Source organism: Kitasatospora sp. NPDC029312, assembly GCF_055569215.1.
Map to the genome: position 1 here is coordinate 241,798 of NZ_JBVHXY010000002.1, position 21,163 is coordinate 262,960.

The following is a 21,163-nucleotide window of genomic DNA, read 5'->3' on the forward strand; positions in this document are numbered from 1 at the left end:
TGTCGTCGTAGTTGGTAGGTCAGCGCGGTCGCTTCATACGACCGTAACGGGGAACGCGGGTAGCGAGGAGGTAGGTGAGCATGGTCCTCGCGCTTGTGGTGTGTGCGGCGGTCGTGGCGCTGGGAGTGATCGGCCTGATGGCCTTCGCCGTGCGCCGCCGCCTGATCCAGCGGGTCGGCGGCACGTTCGACTGCAGTTACCGGCTCAAAATGCCCGCCGACGCCTCGACGCAGCCCGACCTCGACGAGAACGGCAAGCCCACCTCCGCCCCGGTCCCCCCGACCGACGGCAAGGGGTGGGTTTTTGGTATCGGCCGCTACAGCGGCGACTCGATCGAGTGGTTCCGGGTCTTCTCGTACGCCCCGCGCCCGCGCAAGGTGCTGCCCCGCCGGGAGATCGAAGTGCTCGGCCGGCGCTACCCGGAGGGCCAGGAGGAACTGGCGCTGCTCTCCGGCTCGGTGGTGCTGCGCTGCCTGCACAACGGATCGCCGCTGGAGCTGGCGATGAGCGAGGACGCCCTCACCGGCTTCCTGGCCTGGCTGGAGGCGGCCCCGCCCGGGCAGAGAGTCAACGTCGCGTAGCGGCGAGACTCTCGGGGTGGGGGTGCCCCCGGCCGGAGGCTGGGGGAGGGTCAGCGTCGCGTAGCGGCGGGGAGGGTCAACGTCGCCTGTGCCGTGGCCGCCGCCCGTGGACGGCGGGCTCGGCGCCGGGGGTTAACGCCGCCTAACACCGGCGGCTAGGCTGGCCGCATGGTCAATCTGACGCGCATCTACACCCGCACCGGGGACGACGGCACCACCGCGCTCGGCGACATGAGCCGGACCACCAAGACCGACCCGCGGCTGGCGGCGTACGCCGACGCCAACGAGGCGAACGCGGCGATCGGGGTGGCGGTGGCCGCCGGCTCGCTGGCCGAGGACGTGGTGGCCGTGCTCACCCGGGTCCAGAACGACCTGTTCGACGTCGGCGCGGACCTGTCCACCCCGGTGGTCGAGGACCCGAAGTACCCGCCGCTGCGGGTGATGCAGTCCTACATCGACCGCCTGGAGGCGGACTGCGACCACTACCTGGCGCAGGTCGAGAAGCTGCGCAGCTTCATCCTGCCCGGCGGCACGCCCGGAGCGGCCCACCTGCACCTGGCCTGCACGGTGGTGCGGCGCGCCGAGCGCTCCACCTGGGCGGCGATCGCGGAGTACGGGGACAGCGTCAACCCGCTGACCGCGAAGTACCTCAACCGGCTGTCCGACCTGCTCTTCATCCTGGCCCGGGTGGCCAACAAGGAGCGCGGCGACGTGCTGTGGGTGCCGGGGGAGAACCGCTAGGATTTCGGGTTCGGACAGGACTTCGCGTCCGGTCCGACCCGCTCGGCCGGGGTGGGCTCCACCACCCGGCCGTCCTCGACCCGCACACCGGCCGGCGGCTCCTTGGGCCAGATCGAGAAGCAGCCGGCCACGACCACGTTGACGACGGCCGCGATGCTCAGCCGCCAGTACCACTGGGCGAAGGTGCCGAAGTGGGCCGAGCCGGCCGAGAGCGGGACGAGCAGGGTGATCAGGGCCAGGGTGATCGCGGCGGAGACGACGGTGCGGCCCGCGATCCGCCACTCGTACCTCGTCCGCTCCGGGCCGTACTTGGGCGAGGGCAGCGGCTTGGGGCCGCCGGCGAAGCGGTACAGGAAGTGCCGGTCGGCCCAGGCGACCAGCGAGGGCCCGTAGCCGACGGAGAAGCCGGCGTAGCTCGCGGCGAGGGCGTGCATCCAGCTCGCCTCGGCGCCGCCGCGCAGGTTCAGCACGGTGAGGGCGTACAGGGCGAGGTCCACCACCGGCAGGCTGATCAGCAGCGCGGTGCTGGCGCGGCGCCGCCGCAGCAGGTAGCGGGCGGAGAGCGCGAGACCGAGCACGATCCACCAGGAGATCTCGGCCGCGACGATGAGGGTGACGATCACGTTCTGCTCCCGGACGTTTCGGCGGTGCCACCAGCCTGCTGTGCGGGTGCGGCGGTGTCGTCGTCGCCCGGTGCCGACCGCACCTGCATCTTTCGATGTAGCCGCCTCCTCCGTGGACCGGAGCCGGGGTGGGGCCCGGGGATGGTGAGATGGGTCCGTGCTCGTACCGTCCCTCTCCCCGCGCCGGCTGGACCGGCTGATCGCCCTGGCCGGGCTGCTCGGCGGCGCGGTGCTGATCGTCTTCAAGGTGTACGACCGCGCCGACCGGCTGCCGCTGTGGTCCGTCGTGCTGCCGCTGCTGGTGATGGCGGGGCTGGAACTGCTCCGGCGCACCCGGCCGGTGCTCACGGTGACGCTCGGCGGGCTGGCGTTCGCGGGAAGCCTGTTCGCCGGCAGTCTGCTGGCGACCATGATCATGTACACCGATCTGCTGTACGCGGCGGTGATCTACGGCACGCCCCGGATGTCGCGGGTGCTGCACCTGACCGGCGGCTCGACGGTGTTGGTGCTCTCCAGCCTGGCCTGGTACACGGCCGGGACCTCGGCGGGGCTGTTGATCGTGGTGGTCAGCTCGCTGGTGTTCCTGGCGCCGGTGTGGACCGGGGACGTGGTGCGCAAGCACCGGCAGGAGGCGGAGACCGAACGGCTGCGGGCCGAACAGACCGCACTGCTCTCGGAGATGGACCGACGCGAGGCGGTCGTCGCCGAACGGGCCCGGATGGCAAGGGAGTTGCACGACGTGGTGGCCAACCACCTGTCGGCGATCGCGATCCACGCCACCGGTGCGCAGTCGGTGGCGAAGCGGCGGCGGCTGGCCGAGGACGATCCGCTGGTCGAGGTGCTGGCGGTGATCCGGGAGAACAGCGTCCAGGGATTGGCCGAAATGCGTCGCATGATCGGACTGCTCCGGGACAGCGGCGGCGGAGAGGCCGACGCGTCCTACGCGGCACCCGACCTGGCCGCGGTGGACGCCCTGTTGGCGAAGGCCCGGGCGGCGGGGCAGGGCGTCGGCCTGGAGTTCGAGCTGACCGAGGACGGCGAGCGCGGCGAGGTGCCGGTGCCGGTCGGGCTGGCCGCGTACCGGATCGTGCAGGAGTCGCTGACCAACGCGCTCAAGCACGCCGGGCCCGGACTGGTCACCCTGCGGCTGGAGTTCGGGCCCGACCAGCTGCGGATCGCGGTCGACAGCCCGTACCGGGGCGAGCCGGGGCGCGAACTGCCCGGCGCCCGGGCCGGACTGGTGGGCATGGGAGAGCGGGCCGGGCTGCTCGGCGGCAGTTTCGAGGCCGGGCCGCAGGACGGCAGGTGGAGCGTGCGCGCGGTGCTGCCGCATGACCGGGAGAACGGGGGACGGGCATGACGATCCGGGTGCTGGTGGCCGAGGACCAGGCGGCGGTACGGACCGCGCTGGTGATGATCCTGCGGGCCGAGCCCGGGTTCGAGGTGGTCGGACAGGCTGCCGACGGCGAGGAGGCCGTCCGGCTGGCGCTGGAGCTGCGGCCGGACGTGGTGCTGATGGACGTGCAGATGCCCCGCCTGGACGGCGTCTCGGCGACCCGCCAGGTGGTCGCCGCCGGGGCCGCCCAGGTGCTCGTGCTGACCACCTTCGACCTGGACGAGTACGTCTACGGCGCGTTGCGGGCCGGCGCGGCCGGGTTCCTGCTCAAGGACCTGGAGGCGGAGACCCTGATCGAGGGCATCCGCACGGTGGCGCGCGGGGACGGCATGCTGGCGCCCTCGGTGACCAGGCGGCTGATCGGCGTCTTCGCCCGCCCGGAGCGGCGGGTCGGGCCGGAGGCGAAGGAGGCGGTGGCCGGGCTGACCGCCCGCGAGCGGGAGGTACTGGCCTGCATCGGGGCGGGGCTGTCCAACGGGGAGATCGCGCGCCGGCTGGAGATGGCGGAGGCGACCACCAAGACCCACGTCAGCCGGATCCTGGCGAAGCTGCGGCTGCGCAGCCGGGTGCAGGCGGCGATCCTGGCCCAGGACCTCGGTCTGAGCATCTGACCACAAGACCGTAGGGCCGTGACACCGCAAAGCCGTGACACCGTAGGGCTGTAAGACCGTATGCCCGTATGCCCGTATGCCCGTACGGCCGTGTGACCGTAAGGCCGTGGGACCGTCCGACCGGCGTCCTGAGCGGCTGACCAGGTCGGTTGCAGATCACACTCCCGATTGCTACTGCCCGGGGGATCCGGGCACTAGAGTCCCGGAATTGAGCGACGCGGCTCTCCGGCGGCAATCCTGCCCTGAGCCGCCTTCAGGGGCCGCCCTCGGGGCGGCGACGGCATCCGGGAGACCCAGCCATGAGCAATGCGTCCAGCAAGCAGATCGCCGTGATCGGTGCCGGCCTGATGGGTGCCGGCATCGCCCAGGTGTCCGCGCAGGCCGGTCACCCGGTGGTGCTGCGGGACGTCACCGAGGAGGCGCTGCAGCGCGGCCTCGCGGGCATCCGCGCCTCGTACGACAAGTTCGTCGCCAAGGGCAAGCTGAGCGCCGAGGACGCCGAGGCCGCGCTGGGCCGGATCACCACCACCACGGACCTGGGCGCCGTCGCCGAGGCCGACATCGTGGTCGAGGCCGTGTTCGAGCAGCTGGACGTCAAGGAGGGCGTCTTCCGCGAGCTGGACAAGCTCGCCAAGGACGGCGCCGTACTGGCCTCCAACACCTCCGCCATCCCGATCACCCGGATCGCCGCCGCCACCCAGCGCCCGGAGTCGGTCGTCGGCGTGCACTTCTTCTCGCCGGTCCCGATGATGAAGCTGGTCGAGCTGGTCCGCGGCTACAAGACCAGCGACGAGACGCTGGCCACCGCCCGCGCCTACGCCGAGGGCGTCGGCAAGGAGGTCGTGGTGGTCAACCGCGACGTGGCCGGCTTCATCACCACCCGTCTGATCACCGCGCTGGTCGTCGAGGCCGCCAGGCTGTACGAGTCGGGCGTGGCCACCGCCGAGGACATCGACACCGCCTGCCGGCTGGGCTTCGGCCACGCGATGGGCCCGCTGCAGACCGCCGACCTGACCGGCGTGGACATCCTGCTGCACGCGGCCCGCAACATCTACACCGAGACCCAGGACGAGAAGTTCGCCGCCCCGGAGATCATGGCCCGCATGGTCACCGCCGGGGACCTCGGCCGCAAGAGCGGCCGCGGCTTCTACCCGTACGAGGGCAAGTGAGCGCACGGCGCTGAACGCCCTGGTGGGCCGTGCGATCGGGGCACTGCACGGCCCGCCGCGCCGGGGCGGGTGAGTTTCCTCACGCCGGGTGCCGCAGACGGGTGATTTGGGCGGTAATCGAGCGTAGGTGTGGAGAGTTCCTGCGTATATTCCCTCGGACGAGTGAAGTTGCTTCAGATCAGGGCGGAAACAGCAACCTGCGGCACTGCTCCACCGTCAGATGAGGGAACCCGGCATTCCGACCGGGGCCGGGTGCGGACCGAGCCGTCACAGGCGTTCCGCCCGGCGATCCCACCCCGATCCGGGCCCACCCGCCCCCGAGTCCGTGCGGCCGGGGCGGACCACCCCGACCAGGCCACCGAGGCGAAGGAGGAGAGCATGCGCATCACCGGCGACCACACGGCGCTGGCCATCGAAGGCCGCCTCGACGTGCGCACCGCCGCCGACGCGCGGGCCCTGCTGCACCAGGCCGTGGACGGCGGACTCGGCGACCTCGTGCTGGACCTCGCCCGCCTGGAGTTCTGGGACGCCACCGGCCTCGGCGTGATCATGGGCACCCACCGGCGGGCCGGCCGGATCGGCCGCCGGCTCGTCCTGCGCTCCGTGCCCGCACAGCTCCAGCGGCTGCTGGTGGCCACCAAGCTGCACCGCATCCTGGCGGTCGACGGCGGCATCGCCGAGGCGCACGTGCTCTGACCTCGCCCGACCGGACCGCGCTGCACGGGCGGCCCGGGATGTGCGAGAGTCTGCCCGTCAGAAGACGGCCGCCCGGGGCCCGCCCGCGGCCGCGACCGAGACGTGTGCCGCCCGGCGCGGGGCGCCGGCGGCCGAGCACGATGCGGAGCAGAACGTGGCACAGCCAACCGGGGAGTTCCGGCAGGAGGCCGTCCGCACCCGCGGCGGGGAACTGGTCTCCGGCGGCCTGCTGGTCGGTGTCGGAGCCCCGGACGGCTCCGAGGCCCGGCCCTGCCCGGAGGAGTGGCGCCCCCGCCCGCGCCGGCTCGAACGCAGCGAACCCGCCCGCGGCCCGGTCGGCGGCGTCGGCCGTGCCGTCGGCCCGCTCGCCCTCGGTGCCGGGCCCACCGACCTGCCGCTGCTCGACCGCGAGGCCGACATCGCCGAACTGCTCGGCCTGCTCGCCGAGGGCCGGTCCATACGCCTGGTCGGCCAGGCCGGCTCGGGCCGCAGCACCCTGCTGTCGGCCGTCGCCGAGGCCGCGGCCGACCTCGCCCCCGGCGGCGTCGTCCAGCTCTGCGGACACCGCCGCACCGCCGCCGACCTGCTCCAGGACCTCTTCGCGGCCACCCACCACGCCCCCGGCTACCGGCCCGACCCCGGTCAGCTGGCCGCCCACCTCGCCGGGATCGGCGCCGTCGTCGTGATCGACGGGGCCGAGCCGGCCGGCACCGAGCTGGAGGACCTGCTCGCCGCCGCCCCCGGCTGCGCCTTCCTGATCTCGGCCGCCCCCGACAGCCCGCCGCTGCCCGCCGGCTCCCGGCTGCAGGACCACCCCGTGGCCGGGCTCTCCCGCTCCGCCTGCCTCACCCTCGCCGCCCGGCTGGCCGGACGGCCCCTGGACGCGGCCGAGAAGGCCTGGGCGGTCGACCTCTGGTTCGAGTCCGAGGGACTGCCGCTGCGCTTCGTCCAGGCCGCCGCGCTGCTGCGCCAGCGGGACGTCGCGGTGGACGCGCTGGTCGCCGCCGAGGAGGACCGGCTGGACGTCTTCGGGGCGCTCGACGAGCCCTCCCGCGACCCCGACCCGGCGGTGCGCGAGGACGCGCTGCGCCGCACCGTCCCGCTGCCCTCGGTCGCCGAGACCGCCTCACCCGCCGTCCGGCTCGCCGAGGGGCTGAGCGAGCCGGCGCAGGCCGTGCTGCGGCTCGCCGTCGCGCTCGGCGGCGAGTGCCCCACCGCGCCGCACCTGCCCGCGCTGATCGACGTCGGCCACGGCGAGAGCGCGCTGGCCGAACTCGCCGACGCCGGACTGGCGGTGTCCATCGGCGGGCACCACCGGCTGACCGCCGGGGCGTTGGAACTGCTCGTCCCGCACTGGCCGGCCCGCGGCTGCGTGGACGGCGCCGCCCAGCACTTCGCCTGGTGGGTCGGGCACAGTTCGGTGACGCTGGAGCAGATCGCCGCCGAGGCCGAGGTCATCGTCGGCGTCCTGCTGGCCGACCGGGCCGCCGGGCGGCACGAGGCGGTGGTCCGGCTGGCCAGGGCGGCGGCGCCCGCGCTCGCGCTGTCGCTGCGCTGGGGCGCCTGGGAGCGGGTGCTGCAGCTCGGGCTGGAGGCCGCCCGGCGCACCGGTGCGACGGTCGACCAGGCCTGGTTCCACCACGAGGCGGGCGTGCACGCGTTCTGCGTCCAGCAGCCGTCCCGGGCGATCGCCGAACTGGAGACCGCGCTCACCCTGCGGGTCACCGCCGGGGAGCAGCGCGGGGTCGCCGCCGCGCGCCGGATGCTCGACCTGCTGCGCGCCGACGGCCGGCAGCTGCCCGCTGCCGCGGTCGCGGCGGCGTCGCCGGGCCGCGGGCCGGTGATCCGCAAGATCGCCGCCCGGGTGCCGGCCGGACTGAAGGCCCGGGCCCGCAAGCGGCGCCGGGTGGTGGTGGCCTCCGCCGCCGTGCTCACCTTCGGCATGCTGGGCACGGCGGTGGCGATGAGCATCAGCGGGCCCGACGAGCACCGGGGCAACGACCCGCACGGCCGGCTGGACGACGTCGGTGACACCGGGAACGCGCCGAGGCCCGTGCCGTCCGCCGACAGCGGTCCAGGGACGGCCGGTACGGGCGAGGGCGAGCCGGACGGCCCGGCGGGGACGGGCGTCAGCCCGGAGCCCACGGTCAGCGGCAGCGCCTCGCGCCCGGCGAGCGCCTCGCCGACCAGGAGGACCGGCTCCTCGCCCGCGGCCACCGGCTCGGACGCCCCGCAGCAGCCGCAGCCGTCCGCACCGGGGCAGCCGCAGCCGTCGCAGCCGCCGGGTCACTCGCAGCCGCCCCAGCCGGGACCGAAGCCCTCGCAGCCGTCGCCGGGCCTCCCGTCGGCGACGGCGACCAGCCCGACCACGCCGTCGCCGTCGCCGTCGCCGACGCCGCCCGCATCGCCGACGGCGCCGTCCGGGACGGGCACTGCGACCTCGTCCGCGAGCTGAGGATCAGAACAGCTTGAGCTTGTCGTCGTCGATGCCGCGCAGCTCGTCGTAGTCGAGGACCACGCAGCCGATGCCGCGGTCGGTGGCCAGGACGCGGGCCTGGGGCTTGATCTCCTGCGCGGCGAAGACGCCCTTGACCGGGGCCAACAGCGGGTCCCGATTGAGGAGTTCGAGGTAGCGGGTGAGCTGCTCGACGCCGTCGATCTCGCCGCGGCGCTTGATCTCGACGGCCACTGTGGCGCCGTCGGCGTCACGGCAGAGGATGTCGACCGGGCCGATCGCGGTCGGGTACTCGCGGCGGATCAGCGACCAGCCGGTGCCGAGCACCTCCATCCGGTCCGCGAGCAGCTCCTGCAGGTGGGCCTCGACGCCGTCCTTGATCAGGCCCGGGTCGACCCCGAGCTCGTGGGAGGAGTCGTGCAGCACCTCCTCCAAGGTGATGATGAGCTTCTCGCCGGCCTTGTTCTCCACCGTCCAGACCCCGTCGGCCTCCTTGAGGGCACACGGCGGGGACATCCAGTTGAGCGGCTTGTAGGCGCGGTCGTCGGCGTGGATGCTGACGCTGCCGTCGGCCTTGACCAGGATCAGCCTGGTGGCGGAGGGCAGATGGGCGGAGAGCCGACCGGCATAGTCGACTGAGCAGCGGGCAATTACGAGACGCACGGTCGACCACGCTAGCCCACCGGGGCCAGTTGATGCGATTCCGAGACGACCGGGTGAAGAAACCGCGAACCCCGCGAACATGGAGGTTCGGCGATTCCGCTGCCGCCCGTCGCGCTCTGGCGCCCACGCCATCCGGCCGCTACGGTGTGTGACGGCATGACTGCGAGGTCGCTGTCAACGGGGGATGGAGAGTTCCGATGAACGATCCGACGGGATCCGGCCAATCTGGTGCACCAAGGCGTATTTCCGGAGTAATCCCCAGGAATGACCAGCCCGCTCCGCCGTTGACTGCCACGCTGTTCTGACGCGGTCGGTGTCCGGGACGTCACGTCCCGTGGCGCCCCCGCCTTCGCAAAGGTGCCGGAAACCCCGTACCACCGTGTTCCTGTGTTCCGGACACCCCTGCGATTTTCGCCCACCCTCACTTGTGAGCTTGGACTACGCACGACCACCCGCGTGCCGCGCGGGTGGACCGCGAGAGGAGAATCCATGTCGCTCGACGTCTCACCGGCCCTGCTGGAGAAGGCTGAGCGGGGCGAGGTCGACGAGCGGGAATTCGTCGACTGCGTCCGCGTCTCGCTGCCGTACGCCTGGGACCTGATCAGCTCGTTGGTCGCCCAGGCGAAGGTCGACGGCACCGACTTCGCCGACAACCAGGTGCCGCCGCCCAGTGAGCAGGCCCGCGGCCAGCTGCTGCGCGCCCTGGCCAGCGATGCCATCCGGGGCGCCCTGCAGCGCCACTTCGGGGTGCGCCTGGCGTTCCAGAACTGCCACCGGGTGGCGGTGTTCCTGCCGTCGGAGGCCAACGAGGCGCGTTACGGCCGCTTCACATCCGTTCGGGAGCAACTGCTCAACCAGTCCGCGGAACTGCGGGACTGCTGAGCCCGGCGGTGTCGGCCGCCGCCGTCCCCCCGGTGCGGGGGAGGGGCGGCGGCCACGCCCGCGGTCTCAACTCAGCTGCGGCAGCACCTCGGAGCCGAGCCGGCTGATGTTGTGCAAGGTCGTCTCGCGGTCTCCGCTGCCCTCGGCGAGCAGGGCGAACCGCCGGATGCCGGTGCGCTCGGCGGTGGCCAGCAGCCGGTCGGCGCACTGCCTCGGCGTGCCCACCGCGTGCAGGTCGCAGAGGAGTTCGGTGTACTGGTGCGGGTCGCGCATCTTCCGCTCCCGGCCGTCCACGGTGCGGTGCGCGCCCAGCCCGTGCTCGAACCAGGCGGGCATCGCGGCCAGCAGGGTGGCGCGGGCCTCCGAGGCGCGGTCGTCGACCTGGGCCACCCCGGCGGCGACGTGCTGGCGGCTGATCCGGCGCAGCTGCTCCTCGCCGCGCCCGGCGGCCAGCCAGGCGGCCCGGTAGAGCTCCAGCATCCGCAGCTTGTCGTCGTCGCCCGAGTGCATGCCGAGCAGCATCGGCAGGCCGCGTTCGGCGGCCTGCTTCACGCCGTTCGGCGAGGTGCAGGCGACCACCACCGGCGGGCCGGCCACTGGCCGTCCGGCGCTGGTGAGTTCCTCGGCGAGCCCGTCGGGGTCCTGGCGCTGGCGCGGGAAGCGCACCGGACCGGAGGGCTCGTCCAGGCCGAGCCAGCCGCCCAGGCCCGGGCGGCGCAGCGACTCGGTGGCCTGCGGCACCACCGGCACCTCGGGGAAGGAGAACTGGGGGCCGTCCGCGCCGACCCGGGAGCCGCGCAGCCAGCGCATCAGCAGGTCCAGCCGCTCGGGGAAGCCGTTCTCGTAGGCCTCCACGCCGCAGCCGAACACGTCCAGGTCGATCCACGGCCCGCCGCGGCCGACCCCGAGGGTGAAGCGTCCGCCGGAGGTCAGGTGCAGCAACGCGGCCTGCTCGCCCAGCACCACCGGGTGGCGGGTGGACAGCACGCTGACGGCGGTGCCGACGCCGATCCGGCGGGTGCGGCCGAGCAGCAGCGCGGCCAGCGTCGCGGCGTCGGGGCAGACCCCGTACGGGACGAAGTGGTGCTCGGCCAGCCAGACGCTGTCCAGGCCCGCGCGTTCGGCCTCGACGGCGGCCCGGACGGTGCGCTCCAGCGCCTCGCCGTGGGACTGGCCCGGGAACTGCGCGGACAGCAGGAACGCGCCGACCCGCACCGGGGCGGTGTCCGGCGGCAGCGCGCCGGCGCGCTGCGCGGCGGTCAGCGGCTCGCCCGTGACGGCGGTCAGCGGCGGCACGGAGGCCAACGCCGGACCGGGGGCGGGCGGCCGGACGCCGACGGGCCGACGGGTCTCGGCGCGGGGGGTGGTCTTGGTCATCCTGGGGGCCTCCTCGGGTGCACGCAGGGTCTGCGAGCCCCGCCTGTTCCCTTCGTGGGTATCCGATGTCATGTGCCAATGGCACGCGGAACCCTGAATCTGCTCGATGATCGGGTGGATCTCGGCAAAAACGCCGGACCATCGGCCCGAGCCGTGATAGAGGCCATCCCAGTGGTCGGCCGGCCGTAGGCTGGAACGACTTCGAGCCCCCGGAAGAGAGGCAGTCCGCCGTGCCCCGCCGCAACCGGATCAAGAGCGCCGCCCGCGAGGGCGCCGAGCCGGCCGCCCCGCTGGGCGGATCGCTGCGCCGAACCGAGAACTACCAGGGCGACGACTGGGTGGTCCAGACGGTCGCGGGCACCGCGGGGCGCTCCTACCGCTGCCCGGGCTGCGACCAGGAGATCCCGCCCGGGATGGGCCACGTGGTGGCGTGGCCGATGCACGGCGCCGGGGTGGACGACCGGCGGCACTGGCACCGCGCGTGCTGGGGAGCCCGGGATCGCCGGGCCTCCAACCTCCTGCGAGGCCGCGGCGCGCCGCGGTACTGACCGCCCTCCGATTCCCGACCGGCCTACGCGTCGCGCTTCTTGAGCACCAGTGCGCCGCCGACCAGCGCGGCCACGGTCCAGGCCAGGCAGATCGCGAAGCCCGCCCACGGCCCGTACGGCTGGCCGTTCTGCTCGTACACGAGCAGCATCCGCGAGCCCGCGTAGTCGGGGAAGTAGTGCGCCAGGGTCTTGACCTTCGGCACCGCCGAGAGGATCGGCGAGAGCAGGAAGAAGAACGGCACCAGCACGCCGAGGGCCAGCGTCTGGTTGTGCAGCATGGCGGTGACGCCGGCCGAGAACAGGCAGAGCATCGTCAGGTACAGCGCCGCGCCGAAGACCGCGCGCAGCACGTTCGGCTCGCCCAGGGTGGTGGAGTGGCTGCCCAGCAGCGACTGGCCGACGAAGAAGGTGACGAACGCCGTCAGAAGCGAGACGGCCAGGGCCAGCGCGCCGAGCACCATCGCCTTGCCGGTGAGCAGGGTGGCGCGCTGGGGCACGGCGGCCAGGGTGACCCGGATCATCCCGCTGCTGTACTCGTTGCCGATCGCCAGCACGCCGAAGACGATGATGGCCAGTTCGCCGAGCATGATGCCGGAGAAGGCCGTGCCGGTGGCGTCGAAGGGGGTCTGGTCGTGGCGCCGGAACTCGGTGAAGTTGTTGTTGGTGAGCAGGGACAGCAGCGCGCCGATGCCCACGGTGACCACGAAGGTCAGCGCGAGCGTCCAGACGGTGGAGCGGACGCTGCGGATCTTCGTCCACTCGGAGCGCACGATCGCCGGGAAGTACGCCATCTCAGTTCTCCTCCTGCCGCACCGCGGCGGCCGGCCGGCCGTCGGTCGCCTTCCACCCGGCACCCCACGTGCCCGGGGCGCCGGCCGCGTCCCGGCCCGGCCCCTCGCCCGCGTGGTACTCCACCGAGTCCGCCGTCATCTGCATGAACGCCTCCTCCAACGAGGCCTGCTGAGGGCTGAGTTCGTGCAGCACCAGGCCGTTCGCCGCGGCCAGCTCGCCGAGCGCGGCGAGGTCGCCGTCGACCACCTCGTAGGAGCCCTCCGGGCCCGGCTCGTGCCGTAGGCCGGCCGCGGCCAGCACGTCGAGCAGGCGCTCGGGCTGCGGGCTGCGCAGCCGGACGGCGGAGCGGGAGTTGCGCCGGATGAACTCCGGCATCGGCAGGTCGGCGAGCAGCCGGCCCCGGCCGATGACCACCAGGCGGTCGGCGGTGACGGCCATCTCGCTCATCAGGTGGGAGGAGACGAAGACGGTGCGGCCCTCGGCGGCCAGGCGCTTCATGAGGTTGCGGATCCAGAGGATGCCCTCCGGGTCCAGGCCGTTGACCGGCTCGTCGAACATAACGATCTCCGGGTCGCCGAGCAGGGCGGAGGCGATGCCCAGGCGCTGGCCCATGCCGAGCGAGAAGCCGCGCGCCCGCTTGCGGGCGACGGGAGTGAGGCCGACGAGGGCGAGCACCTCGTCCACCCGGCGCTCGGGGATCCGGTTGCTCTGGGCGAGCCAGAGCAGGTGGTCGCGGGCGGTGCGGCCGGGGTGCACGGCCTTGGCCTCCAGCAGCGCGCCGATGTACTTGAGGGGCTCGCTGAGCTGCCCGTAGCGCTTTCCGTCGATGGTGACCCGGCCGCCGGTCGGGCGGTCGAGGTCGAGGATCATGCGCATGGTGGTGGACTTGCCCGCGCCGTTGGGGCCGAGGAACCCGGTGACCACCCCCCGGGGCACCTGGAAGCTGAGCCGGTCCACCGCGAGCGTCTTGCCGTAACGCTTTGTCAGGTCGTGCAACTCGATCATTCGCGCTCCCTTACTCCTTGTCAGGCTAGGACAAAGCGGATAACGCGGCCCGCTGAGTGGGCCCGCCGGGCGCACCGGAATACGGTGGGGCCCATGAGCGAGCGAAGCGGGCCAGTCATCGAGGGGTACGCGTGGGCGGGCGCCCACGCCGGGCGTAGTGAGGTGGGCGCGTGAGTGGGCTCCCCTCCGTAGTGTCGGTCCGCGAGAGCGGTACCGGAACACCCCTGGTGCTGTTGCACGCCTTTCCGTTGAACGCCTCGATGTGGTCCGCCCAACTGGACGCGCTGCCCGGCCTGAACGGCGACGAGGCCCGGGTGCTCGCCCCCGACCAGCGGGGCTTCGGCGGCACCGAACTGGGCACCGACGAACCCTCGCTGGACCTGGTCGCCGACGACCTCGCCCTGCTGCTGGACGCGGCCGGGATCGAGCGCGCGGTGGTCGGCGGACTCTCCATGGGCGGCTACGTGGCGCTGGCCTTCGCCCGCCGCCACCCGCACCGGCTGGCCGGCCTCCTGCTGGCCAGCACCCGCGCCACCGCCGACAGCGACGCCGCCCGGGCGCACCGGGAGCGGATCGCCGCCGCCGTCACCGCCCGCGACAGCGTCCAACTGCTGCTCGACGAGGACGTCGCGGCCGGGCTGCTCGGGCCGGACTCCCGGCACCTGGCGCAGCGAGTGCGGGAGATGGTCGCCGCGGCGCCGCCCGCCTCCGTCGCCTGGGCCCAGCGGGCCATGGCGGCCCGCCCCGACGCGCTGGACGTCCTGGCCGGGGTGCGGGTGCCGGTCTCCGTCGTCACGGGTGCCCAGGACCCCCTGGCGCCCCCGGAGGAGACCGAACTGATGCTCCGGGCCCGCCCGGACGCCGAGCTGACCGTCGTGCCCGGGGTGGGCCACCTGACCGCCCTGGAGGCACCCGGGGCCTTCGACGCCGCCGTCCGCCGACTGCTCGCCCGGGTGGCCGCCGGATGAGTCGGGACGCGGCGGGCTGGGACTTCTCCGCCCTGGAGGTCACCGGCCGGATGCCGGTGACGAACCGGGGCGAGGGGCTGGTCGAACTGACGCTGGAACCGCTCGGCGAGGACTACTGGCTGCGCCCGGGGGAGACCTTCATCGTCACCTCGTACGGCGACTACGGTCCCGGACACCCGTTCGAGGTGCAGTACTGGCCCGACTCGGTGTCGGTGTGGTGCACCTCCTGGTTCGGCACCGTCTCGGACGACGAGGGCAACCAGCTCAGCAGCGGGCACCAGCGACCCGACGGGGCCTACCCGAGGTAGTGACGCGCGAAAAGCCGACAGGCCCTCACCCGAGAGGGTGAGGGCCTGTCCTGGCGGCCGGTGCTCGCCGGTGCCGGCGCGTGTCGGCCCGTGCTCGCCGACGCCCGTCGGCCGGGCGTCAGCGCGACTGCTGGGCGGGCACGCCCATGGTGTCGTCGTTCGGCAGCGAGGCGGCGGCCACGGCCGCGCCGGTCAGCGTCGCCAGCATCTCGCGGACGTTGGTCAGCTGGGCGTTGATGCTGTCGCGGCGGTTGGTCAGCGCCGCGAGCTCGCGCTCGGACTCGCTGCGGATGCGGTCGGCCTTGGCGTTGGCGTCCGCGACGATGTCCTCGGACTGGCGCTGGGCCGTCTCGACGGTCTGGCGGGCACGGCGCTCGGCGTCGGTGCGCAGCTTCTCAGCCTCCAGGCGCAGCTGCTCGGCCCGGTGCTCGATCTCGGCGAGGCGCTTCTCGGCCTTGGCCTGACGGGCGGCCAGGTCGCGCTCGGACTGCTCGCGGCGCTTGGCGAGGTTGGTCTCGAACTCCAGCGCGGCCTGGGCGGCCTTGGTGCGGGTCTCCTCGAAGAGGGCGTCCGCCTCCTCGCGCTTGTTCTGGGCGTCCTTGTTGGCCTCGGCGCGCAGCTGGGCCGCGTCGCTCTTCGCCTTGTCGACGATCCGCAGGCCCTCGTCCTCCGCCTTGGCCTTGCGGTCCTTGGCGTAGTTCTCGGCCTCGGTGCGGACCTGCTGGGCGGCGGCCTCAGCCAGCTCGCGGTGCTGCTCGGAGGCGCGGTGGGCCTCGTCGCGCAGGTCCTTGGCCTCCTCCTCGGCGAGCCGCAGGATCTTCTCGACCCGGGCTCCGAGACCGGCGTAGGAGGGCTCCTGCTCGGCGACCGCCGCCTGGGCGGTCTGGGTCTCGAGGTGGAGCTCCTCGATGCGCTTCTCCAGCGCGCTGATCCGGGTCAGTGCGCTGTCACGATCGGCCACCAGCTTGGTGATCCGCTCGTCGACCTGGGCGCGCTCGTACCCACGGCGCACCAGGTCGAAGCCGTGAGGGGAGTGACTGTCGCTCATGGGACTCTGGGCTTCCTGTCGTCAAACCGCTGAGGTGGTTGAGGGAATCCTGACACGGTACCGGAGTGTCGACGGCGAGGTGGCGCTGTCTCACGGACAATGACCGCCAATGTCCGCTCAATCGGGTGGTGCGTTCTTGGAGCGATTGCCACCCGACCGGGGGGAGCCAACTCCGGCACCGGCCTTGGCACCCCCGTCCTTCTTGCTGCTGCTTCCCCCGTTGGTCTGGGCGACCGGTGTCGGTGCCTCGAAGGCCTCCAGCGCGGACAGCACGTCCTGGACCCTGGAGATCTCGGTGTTGATGTCCTTGCGGCGGCGCACCAGTTCGTCCAGCTCGCGCCGGCCCTCGTCGGTGACCCGCTTGGCCTCGGCCTTCGCCTCGGCGACCAGGCGCTCGGCCTCCGCCTTGGCCAGCTCGATCTGCTCGTCGGCGGTGCGTTCGGCGTCCCGCAGCCGCTTCTCCGCCTCGGCGGCCGCGACCTCCAGCCGCTCCTCCGCCTCCGCCTCGGCCGACCGCAGCTTGGTCTCGGCCTTCTCGACCAGCGACTCGGCCCGGTCGGTGGAGGTGGCGAGCTTGGTCTCCGCCTCCTTGAGCAGGCCCTCGGCCTTGCGGACGGCGGACAGTCGGACCTTGCTGGCCTCCGCGGAGGCCTCCGAGGTCAGCTCGCCCGCGCGCTCCTCGGCCGCCGCGATCAGGGCGGCGGCGCGGTCCTCGGCCTCGGCGACGGTGGCCACCGCCTGCTCCTCGGCCTCGGTCAGCTGCTCCTGAGCGGCCGTCACCAGGGCGTCCACCCGCTCGCCGGCCGACTTCATGGCCGCCGCGTTCTCCTTGCGGGCGCGCTCGTGCAGCGCCTCCACCTCGGCGTCGGTGCGCTCGCGCAGCTCCTCCGCGCGCTCGCGGATGGCGGTCGCGTCCCGGCGGGCCTCGGCGAGCAGCGCGTCCGCGTCGGCGCGGCCCTTCTCGACCTCCGCCTGCCCGGCCGCCTCGCCGGCCGCGACCAGCCGGTCGGCCTCCTTGCGGGCGGCGGCGACCATCGCGTCCGCCTGCTCCTCGGCGGCGGCGGTGGTGGCCAGCGCCGTGGTCTGGGCGTCCTCGCCGAGCGCCTCGGCGTCCGCGAAGGCCTTCTCCAGGACGGACTTGGCCTGCTCGCGGGTGGCCCGGTCGAACTGCTCGGCGGCCTCCCGGGTCTGCGCGTCGTAGGCGTCGGCGCGGGCGTGGGTGGCGCTGTCGTACTCGTCGGCCAGCGACCGGGTGGCGAGGGCGTACTCCTCGGCCTCCGCGCGCAGCCCGGCGGCCAGCTCCTCGGCCTCGGCCACCGTCCGGGCGGCCTGCGCGTCGGCGTCGGCGCGCAGCTGCTCGGCGGCCTCCCGGGCGGCGTGCAGCTCGGCCTCGGCCTCGGCGCGCAACTGCTCGTCGTAGGCCTGGGCCTCGGCGCGCCGGCGGGCCAGCTCGGCCTCGGCGGCCTCGCGCTCGGCGGCGAGCTCCAGCTCGGTCTGCTCGCGCAGGGCGGCGGTCTCGGCCTCGGTACGGGCCCGCAGGTCAGCGCTGTACCGGTCGGCGGCCTCGCGCTGCTCGGCGCTGTACTGCTCGGCCAGCTCGCGCTGCTCGGCGGCGTAGGCATCGGCCAGCTGGCGCTGCTCCGTGGCGTACTCCTCGGCGGCTCCGCGCTGTTCGGCGCTCTCGCGCTCGGCGAGGGCACGGGTCTCGGCGGCCTCCTGCTCGGCGGCGGCCTTCAGCGCGGCGATCTGGTCGGCGGCGGCCTCGTGCAGGCCGGCCACCGACTGGCGGACCTCGGCGGCCTCGTCCTCGGCGGCGGCGACCAGCTCGGCGCCCTCGGCGCGGGCGGCGGCGAGCACGTCCTCGCCGTCGGCCTTGGCCTGCTCCAGGACGGCGGCCGCCTCGGCGCGGATGCCGTCGGCGGTCGCGCGGGCCTCGGACAGCTCGCGGCCGGCCTCGGCCCGTACCGTCTCGGCCTGCTCGGCGGCCAGCGCCAGCTCGGCGGCGGCCTTCTCCCGGGTGGCCTTCGCGTCCTCGGCGGCCTCGGCGCGGCGCTGCTCGGCGGCGGCCCGGGCCTGCTCCAGCAGCTCGTCGGCCTCGGCGTGGCGGTCGGTCGCGTACTGCTCGGCCTCGGCCCGCAGCTCGTCGGCGGCCTGCTCGGCCTCGGCGCGCTGGGCGGCGGCGTAGTGGTCGGCGCTCTCGCGCTGCTCGGCGGCGTACCGGTCGGCGGCCTCGCGCTGCGCGGTCGTCTCGGCGGCGGTGCGGTCGGTGAGCTCGGCGGCGGCCTGCTCCGCCTCGGTGCGGACCCGGTCCGCGTAGGCCTCGGCGCTCTCGCGCTGCTCGGCGGTCTGCCGCTGGGTGAGGGCGCGCAGCTCCGCGGTCTCGCGGTCGGCGCTCTCGCGCTGCTGAGCGGCGTACCGGTCGGCGGCGGCGCGGACCTCGGCGCTCTCCTCGGCGGTGCGTTCGGCCAGCTCGGCGGCGGCCAGCTCGGCCTGCTCCCGTGCGGCGCGGGCGGCCGCCAGCTGCTCGGCGGTCTCCTCGCGCTCGCGCTGCAGCCCGGCGGCGGCCGCCTCGTGCTCGCGCAGGCTCTCCTCGCGCAGCGCCTTCGCGGTGGCCTCGGCCTCGGCCCGGGTGCGGGCGGCCTCGGTGTCGGCCTCGGTGCGCACCCGCTCGGCGTCGGCGACCGCGGCGTCGCGCACGGCGTTCGCCTCGGCCAGGGCGTCGGCGGTCAGCGCCTCCGCGGCGGCACCCGCCTCGGTGCGCACCCGCTGGTCGAACTCGACGGCGTCGCGCCGGAGTTCGGCGGTCTCGCGCTCGGCGGCGGCCCGGTTCTCGGCGGCCGCGGCCTTGGCGGCGGCCAGGGCGTCCTGGCTCTGCTGCTCGGCGGCGGCGGTGATCTTCGCGGCCTCGGCGCGAGCCCGGGCCAGGGTCTGCTCGGCCCGGCCCTGGGTCTCGGCGGCCTGTTCCTGGGCCTGCTCGCGCAGCCGCTCGATCTCCCCGGCGGCACCGGCGCGCAGCTCGTCCGCGTCGGCCTTGGCCTTGGTGAGCAGCTCCTCGGCGTTCTTCGCCGACTCCTCGATCTGCAGCACCGCCTGGCGGCGGGCCTCGCCGCGCACCCGGTCGGCCTCGGCCGCGGCCTGGGCGCGCAGCTCCTCGGCCTCGGCGCGCAGCCGGGCCGCCTCGTCCTGCATCTGCTCGATCCGCTCGCGGATCGCGGCGGCGTCGTCCAGGGCGGCGTTCTGGGCCTGTTCGACGGCGGCCTGGGCCTGCTCGCGCAGCCGCTGCGCCTCGGCACGGGCCTCGGCGCGGATCCGCTCGGCCTCGGCGGCGGCCTCGCTGCGAGCGGCCTCGGCGTCCTGGTTGGCCTTGCCGAGCACCTCCTCGGCGGTCTTGGCGGCGGTGGCGAGGTGGACGGTGGCGTCCTTGGCGCCGGCCGCCCGGCCCTCCTCCTCGGCCTCGCTGCGCAGTCGCCGGGCCTCGGCCTCGGCCTGCGCCCGCAGCTCGGCGAGGTCCCGCTCGGCCCGGGCGCGCAGCTCGGCGATGGCGGCCTCGGCCTCGGCCTTGAGTTCGGCGGCGACGGACTCGGCGGTGGCCCGCAGCCGCTCGCTCTCCTCGGCGGCGGCGGCCCTGGCGGCGTCCGCCTCGGCCTGCTTGGTGGCGGCCTCGGCGCGGATCGCCTCGGCCTCGGCCCGGATCGCGGCGGCCTCGTTGGTGGCCTGGGCGACCATCCGGGCGACCTCGGCCCGGGCGGTCTGCGAGCGCTGCTCGCTCGCGGCCTCGCCGTCGGCGACCTTGCGCTCGGCGGCGGCCTCGGCGTCGGCCTGGAGCTGCTCCGCGGCCTGCTCGGCCTGGGCGCGCAGCTCGGCGGCCTCCCGGCGGGTGCGCTCGGCCTCGGCGATCGCCTCGGCGCGCAGCCGCTCTATCTCGGCCTTCGCGGCGGCGAGCTGCTGCTCGGCGCGGATCTGCTCGGAGGCGGCCTGCTCCTTGAGCCGGCCGATCTCGGCGTGGGCGACGGCCAGCTGCTGCTCGGCGGCGGCGTGCGCGGCGGCCAGCTCCTGCTGGGCCTGGCCGCGGGCGGCGTCCACGTCGGCGGCGGCCTGGGCGCCGGCCTGCTGGGCCTGCTCGGAGGCGGCCCGCAGCAGGCGCTCGGCGTCGGTCTGGGCCCTCTGCAGGGCGGCCTCGGCGGCGGCCCGGGCCTCGCCGCGGGCGGCGTCCACATCGGCGGCGGTCTGCGCGCGGGCCTGGTCGGAGAGGGCGGCGGCCTCCGCGCGGGCGGCGGCGACCATCCGCTCGGCCTCGGCGCGGGCCTCCTGGAGCAGGCGCTGGGCCTCCTGCTCGGAGCCGGCCCGGGTCTGCTCGGCCCAGCCGTTGACGTGCTGCTCGGCGGAGCGGCGCAGCTCGGCGAGCTCCTCCTCCAGCTGGCGGCGGCGGGCGGCGAGCTCGGCCTCCAGGCGGGCGGTGCGTTCGGCGGCCTCGGCCATGATCCGCTGGGTCGCGGCCTGGGAGTCGCGCAGCTGGCGCTCGGCGTCGGCGCGCAGCTGCTGGGCCTGCATCTCGGCGGTGCGGAGCATCTGCTCGGCCTGGCCGGAGACGGCGTCGAAGGCGCGCGGCTGGGCGAGCATGCGGCGGGACTCGTGCAGCTTGGCCCGGAGCACCTCCACCTGGTAGGCGAGGTCCTCGGCATGCTCGACTGCCTTGTCCCGCTCCTTTCGAGTCCGACCCATCTCGGCCTCGAACTGGGAGAGGTGATCGTCAGCCTCGTAGCGGTCGTTGCCCCGCACTCCGCGGTCCCATCCATCTCCTGGTCGCGTCCTCGACCCGACCGGTCCAGGGCTGCCCCGGTCCGACTGGTCCTTGCATCCGTGGCCACTGGACGACTCCCCGCCAAGCCGGGATCGTCCGCCGCGGTCGTCGGAGTCCGTCGGTGCGGGAGCGCGGGGTGCCGCGTTCCCCCGTCCGGGTGGACTCCTGGGCGAACTCTTGCCTGTGGAGAATGGTGACAGATCCGTCTTGCGACTGTTCAGCCGTGCCCGCGTACTGGACTCCCCTGCGACGGGCCGACCACCGGAGGGCGGACGGGCCTGTCATCGGCCGTGCCCGTCGCCTCCGTCCCCCGGAGTCTTCGCGCACCTGGGCATTGTAGTGGGAGCGCGGGGCGGGGGAATGGCCGCGTGGTGGTTTTCCGGCTACCGGACCACGTTACTGACGGGTCGCTAGGGTCGGGGCCGGGGGGGGGGGGGGGGGGGGGGGGGGGCGAACGAACAGCCCCGCTTTCTTTTCTCCCTCCTCTGTTTTTGCCTCA

The 21,163-nt window shown here is 74.4% G+C and carries 18 protein-coding genes; 11 read left to right on the forward strand and 7 right to left on the reverse strand.

Going from position 1 to position 21,163, the window contains the following annotated elements:
• The first annotated feature begins 80 nt into the window (after window positions 1–80).
• The gene (locus ACZ4WV_RS02610; RefSeq protein WP_359899950.1) at window positions 81–581 is read left to right on the forward strand and encodes a DUF2550 domain-containing protein; all 501 of its coding nucleotides are present in this window, start codon (window positions 81–83) and stop codon (window positions 579–581) included.
• Window positions 582–749: 168 nt separating this feature from the next.
• On the forward strand, window positions 750–1,322 hold the full coding sequence (locus ACZ4WV_RS02615; protein WP_465742022.1) for a cob(I)yrinic acid a,c-diamide adenosyltransferase: 573 nt from the start codon (window positions 750–752) through the stop codon (window positions 1,320–1,322).
• Here ACZ4WV_RS02615 and ACZ4WV_RS02620 read toward each other — a convergent pair.
• The gene (locus tag ACZ4WV_RS02620) at window positions 1,319–1,945 is read right to left on the reverse strand and encodes a hypothetical protein (RefSeq protein WP_465742024.1); all 627 of its coding nucleotides are present in this window, start codon (window positions 1,943–1,945) and stop codon (window positions 1,319–1,321) included. The two genes, ACZ4WV_RS02615 and ACZ4WV_RS02620, sit on opposite strands and share 4 nt — an antisense overlap.
• Before the next feature lie 157 nt (window positions 1,946–2,102).
• Here ACZ4WV_RS02620 and ACZ4WV_RS02625 point away from each other — a divergent pair, with 157 nt between their 5' ends.
• The 5 genes from ACZ4WV_RS02625 (at window position 2,103) to ACZ4WV_RS02645 (ending at window position 8,272) form a co-directional block, all read left to right on the forward strand.
• A complete protein-coding gene (locus tag ACZ4WV_RS02625) occupies window positions 2,103–3,305 on the forward strand; it encodes a sensor histidine kinase (protein WP_465742026.1) in 1,203 nt (400 codons plus the stop codon).
• Window positions 3,302–3,952 carry a response regulator gene (locus ACZ4WV_RS02630; RefSeq protein ID WP_465742028.1) on the forward strand — a complete coding sequence of 217 codons (651 nt, stop codon included), beginning with the start codon at window positions 3,302–3,304 and terminating at the stop codon, window positions 3,950–3,952. Before ACZ4WV_RS02625 ends, ACZ4WV_RS02630 begins: the two co-directional genes overlap by 4 nt.
• Before the next feature lie 299 nt (window positions 3,953–4,251).
• A complete protein-coding gene (locus ACZ4WV_RS02635; RefSeq protein ID WP_465742030.1) occupies window positions 4,252–5,121 on the forward strand; it encodes a 3-hydroxyacyl-CoA dehydrogenase family protein in 870 nt (289 codons plus the stop codon).
• 378 nt (window positions 5,122–5,499) lie between these two features.
• On the forward strand, window positions 5,500–5,817 hold the full coding sequence (locus ACZ4WV_RS02640; protein WP_350744295.1) for an STAS domain-containing protein: 318 nt from the start codon (window positions 5,500–5,502) through the stop codon (window positions 5,815–5,817).
• Window positions 5,818–5,971: 154 nt separating this feature from the next.
• Window positions 5,972–8,272, forward strand: coding sequence for an ATP-binding protein (locus ACZ4WV_RS02645; protein ID WP_465742032.1), 2,301 nt, complete (start codon window positions 5,972–5,974; stop codon window positions 8,270–8,272).
• 3 nt (window positions 8,273–8,275) lie between these two features.
• On the opposite strand, the gene nucS is transcribed toward ACZ4WV_RS02645, so the two are convergent.
• Window positions 8,276–8,935, reverse strand: a complete 660-nt coding sequence (gene nucS, locus ACZ4WV_RS02650; RefSeq protein WP_030235828.1) for an endonuclease NucS — start codon at window positions 8,933–8,935, stop codon at window positions 8,276–8,278.
• Window positions 8,936–9,424: 489 nt separating this feature from the next.
• Between nucS and ACZ4WV_RS02655 the strand changes: the two genes are divergently transcribed.
• On the forward strand, window positions 9,425–9,817 hold the full coding sequence (locus ACZ4WV_RS02655; protein ID WP_465742034.1) for an SCO5389 family protein: 393 nt from the start codon (window positions 9,425–9,427) through the stop codon (window positions 9,815–9,817).
• 66 nt (window positions 9,818–9,883) lie between these two features.
• Here the strand turns inward: ACZ4WV_RS02655 and ACZ4WV_RS02660 are convergent, their stop codons facing one another.
• Window positions 9,884–11,032, reverse strand: a complete 1,149-nt coding sequence (locus ACZ4WV_RS02660; RefSeq protein ID WP_465742178.1) for an LLM class flavin-dependent oxidoreductase — start codon at window positions 11,030–11,032, stop codon at window positions 9,884–9,886.
• 392 nt (window positions 11,033–11,424) lie between these two features.
• On the opposite strand from ACZ4WV_RS02660, the gene ACZ4WV_RS02665 reads away from it, so the two are divergent.
• Entirely contained in the window at window positions 11,425–11,742 is a 318-nt protein-coding gene (locus ACZ4WV_RS02665; RefSeq protein ID WP_465742036.1) for an ATP/GTP-binding protein, read from the forward strand.
• 23 nt (window positions 11,743–11,765) lie between these two features.
• On the opposite strand, the gene ACZ4WV_RS02670 is transcribed toward ACZ4WV_RS02665, so the two are convergent.
• Window positions 11,766–12,533: an ABC transporter permease gene (locus ACZ4WV_RS02670; RefSeq protein WP_465742038.1), complete on the reverse strand. Its 768-nt coding sequence runs from the start codon at window positions 12,531–12,533 to the stop codon at window positions 11,766–11,768.
• 1 nt (window position 12,534) lies between these two features.
• Window positions 12,535–13,539 carry an ABC transporter ATP-binding protein gene (locus ACZ4WV_RS02675; protein ID WP_465742040.1) on the reverse strand — a complete coding sequence of 335 codons (1,005 nt, stop codon included), beginning with the start codon at window positions 13,537–13,539 and terminating at the stop codon, window positions 12,535–12,537.
• Between the two features lie 170 nt (window positions 13,540–13,709).
• On the opposite strand from ACZ4WV_RS02675, the gene ACZ4WV_RS02680 reads away from it, so the two are divergent.
• Entirely contained in the window at window positions 13,710–14,507 is a 798-nt protein-coding gene (locus tag ACZ4WV_RS02680) for an alpha/beta fold hydrolase (RefSeq protein WP_465742042.1), read from the forward strand.
• Entirely contained in the window at window positions 14,504–14,815 is a 312-nt protein-coding gene (locus ACZ4WV_RS02685; RefSeq protein ID WP_350744290.1) for a hypothetical protein, read from the forward strand. The genes ACZ4WV_RS02680 and ACZ4WV_RS02685 overlap by 4 nt, the downstream gene beginning before the upstream one ends.
• Window positions 14,816–14,933: 118 nt before the next feature.
• Here ACZ4WV_RS02685 and ACZ4WV_RS02690 read toward each other — a convergent pair whose 3' ends face one another.
• Window positions 14,934–15,863: a coiled-coil domain-containing protein gene (locus ACZ4WV_RS02690; RefSeq protein ID WP_313765567.1), complete on the reverse strand. Its 930-nt coding sequence runs from the start codon at window positions 15,861–15,863 to the stop codon at window positions 14,934–14,936.
• A 117-nt stretch (window positions 15,864–15,980) separates the two neighbouring features.
• Window positions 15,981–20,642 carry a hypothetical protein gene (locus ACZ4WV_RS02695; RefSeq protein ID WP_465742044.1) on the reverse strand — a complete coding sequence of 1,554 codons (4,662 nt, stop codon included), beginning with the start codon at window positions 20,640–20,642 and terminating at the stop codon, window positions 15,981–15,983.
• Between the last annotated feature and the right edge of the window lie 521 nt (window positions 20,643–21,163).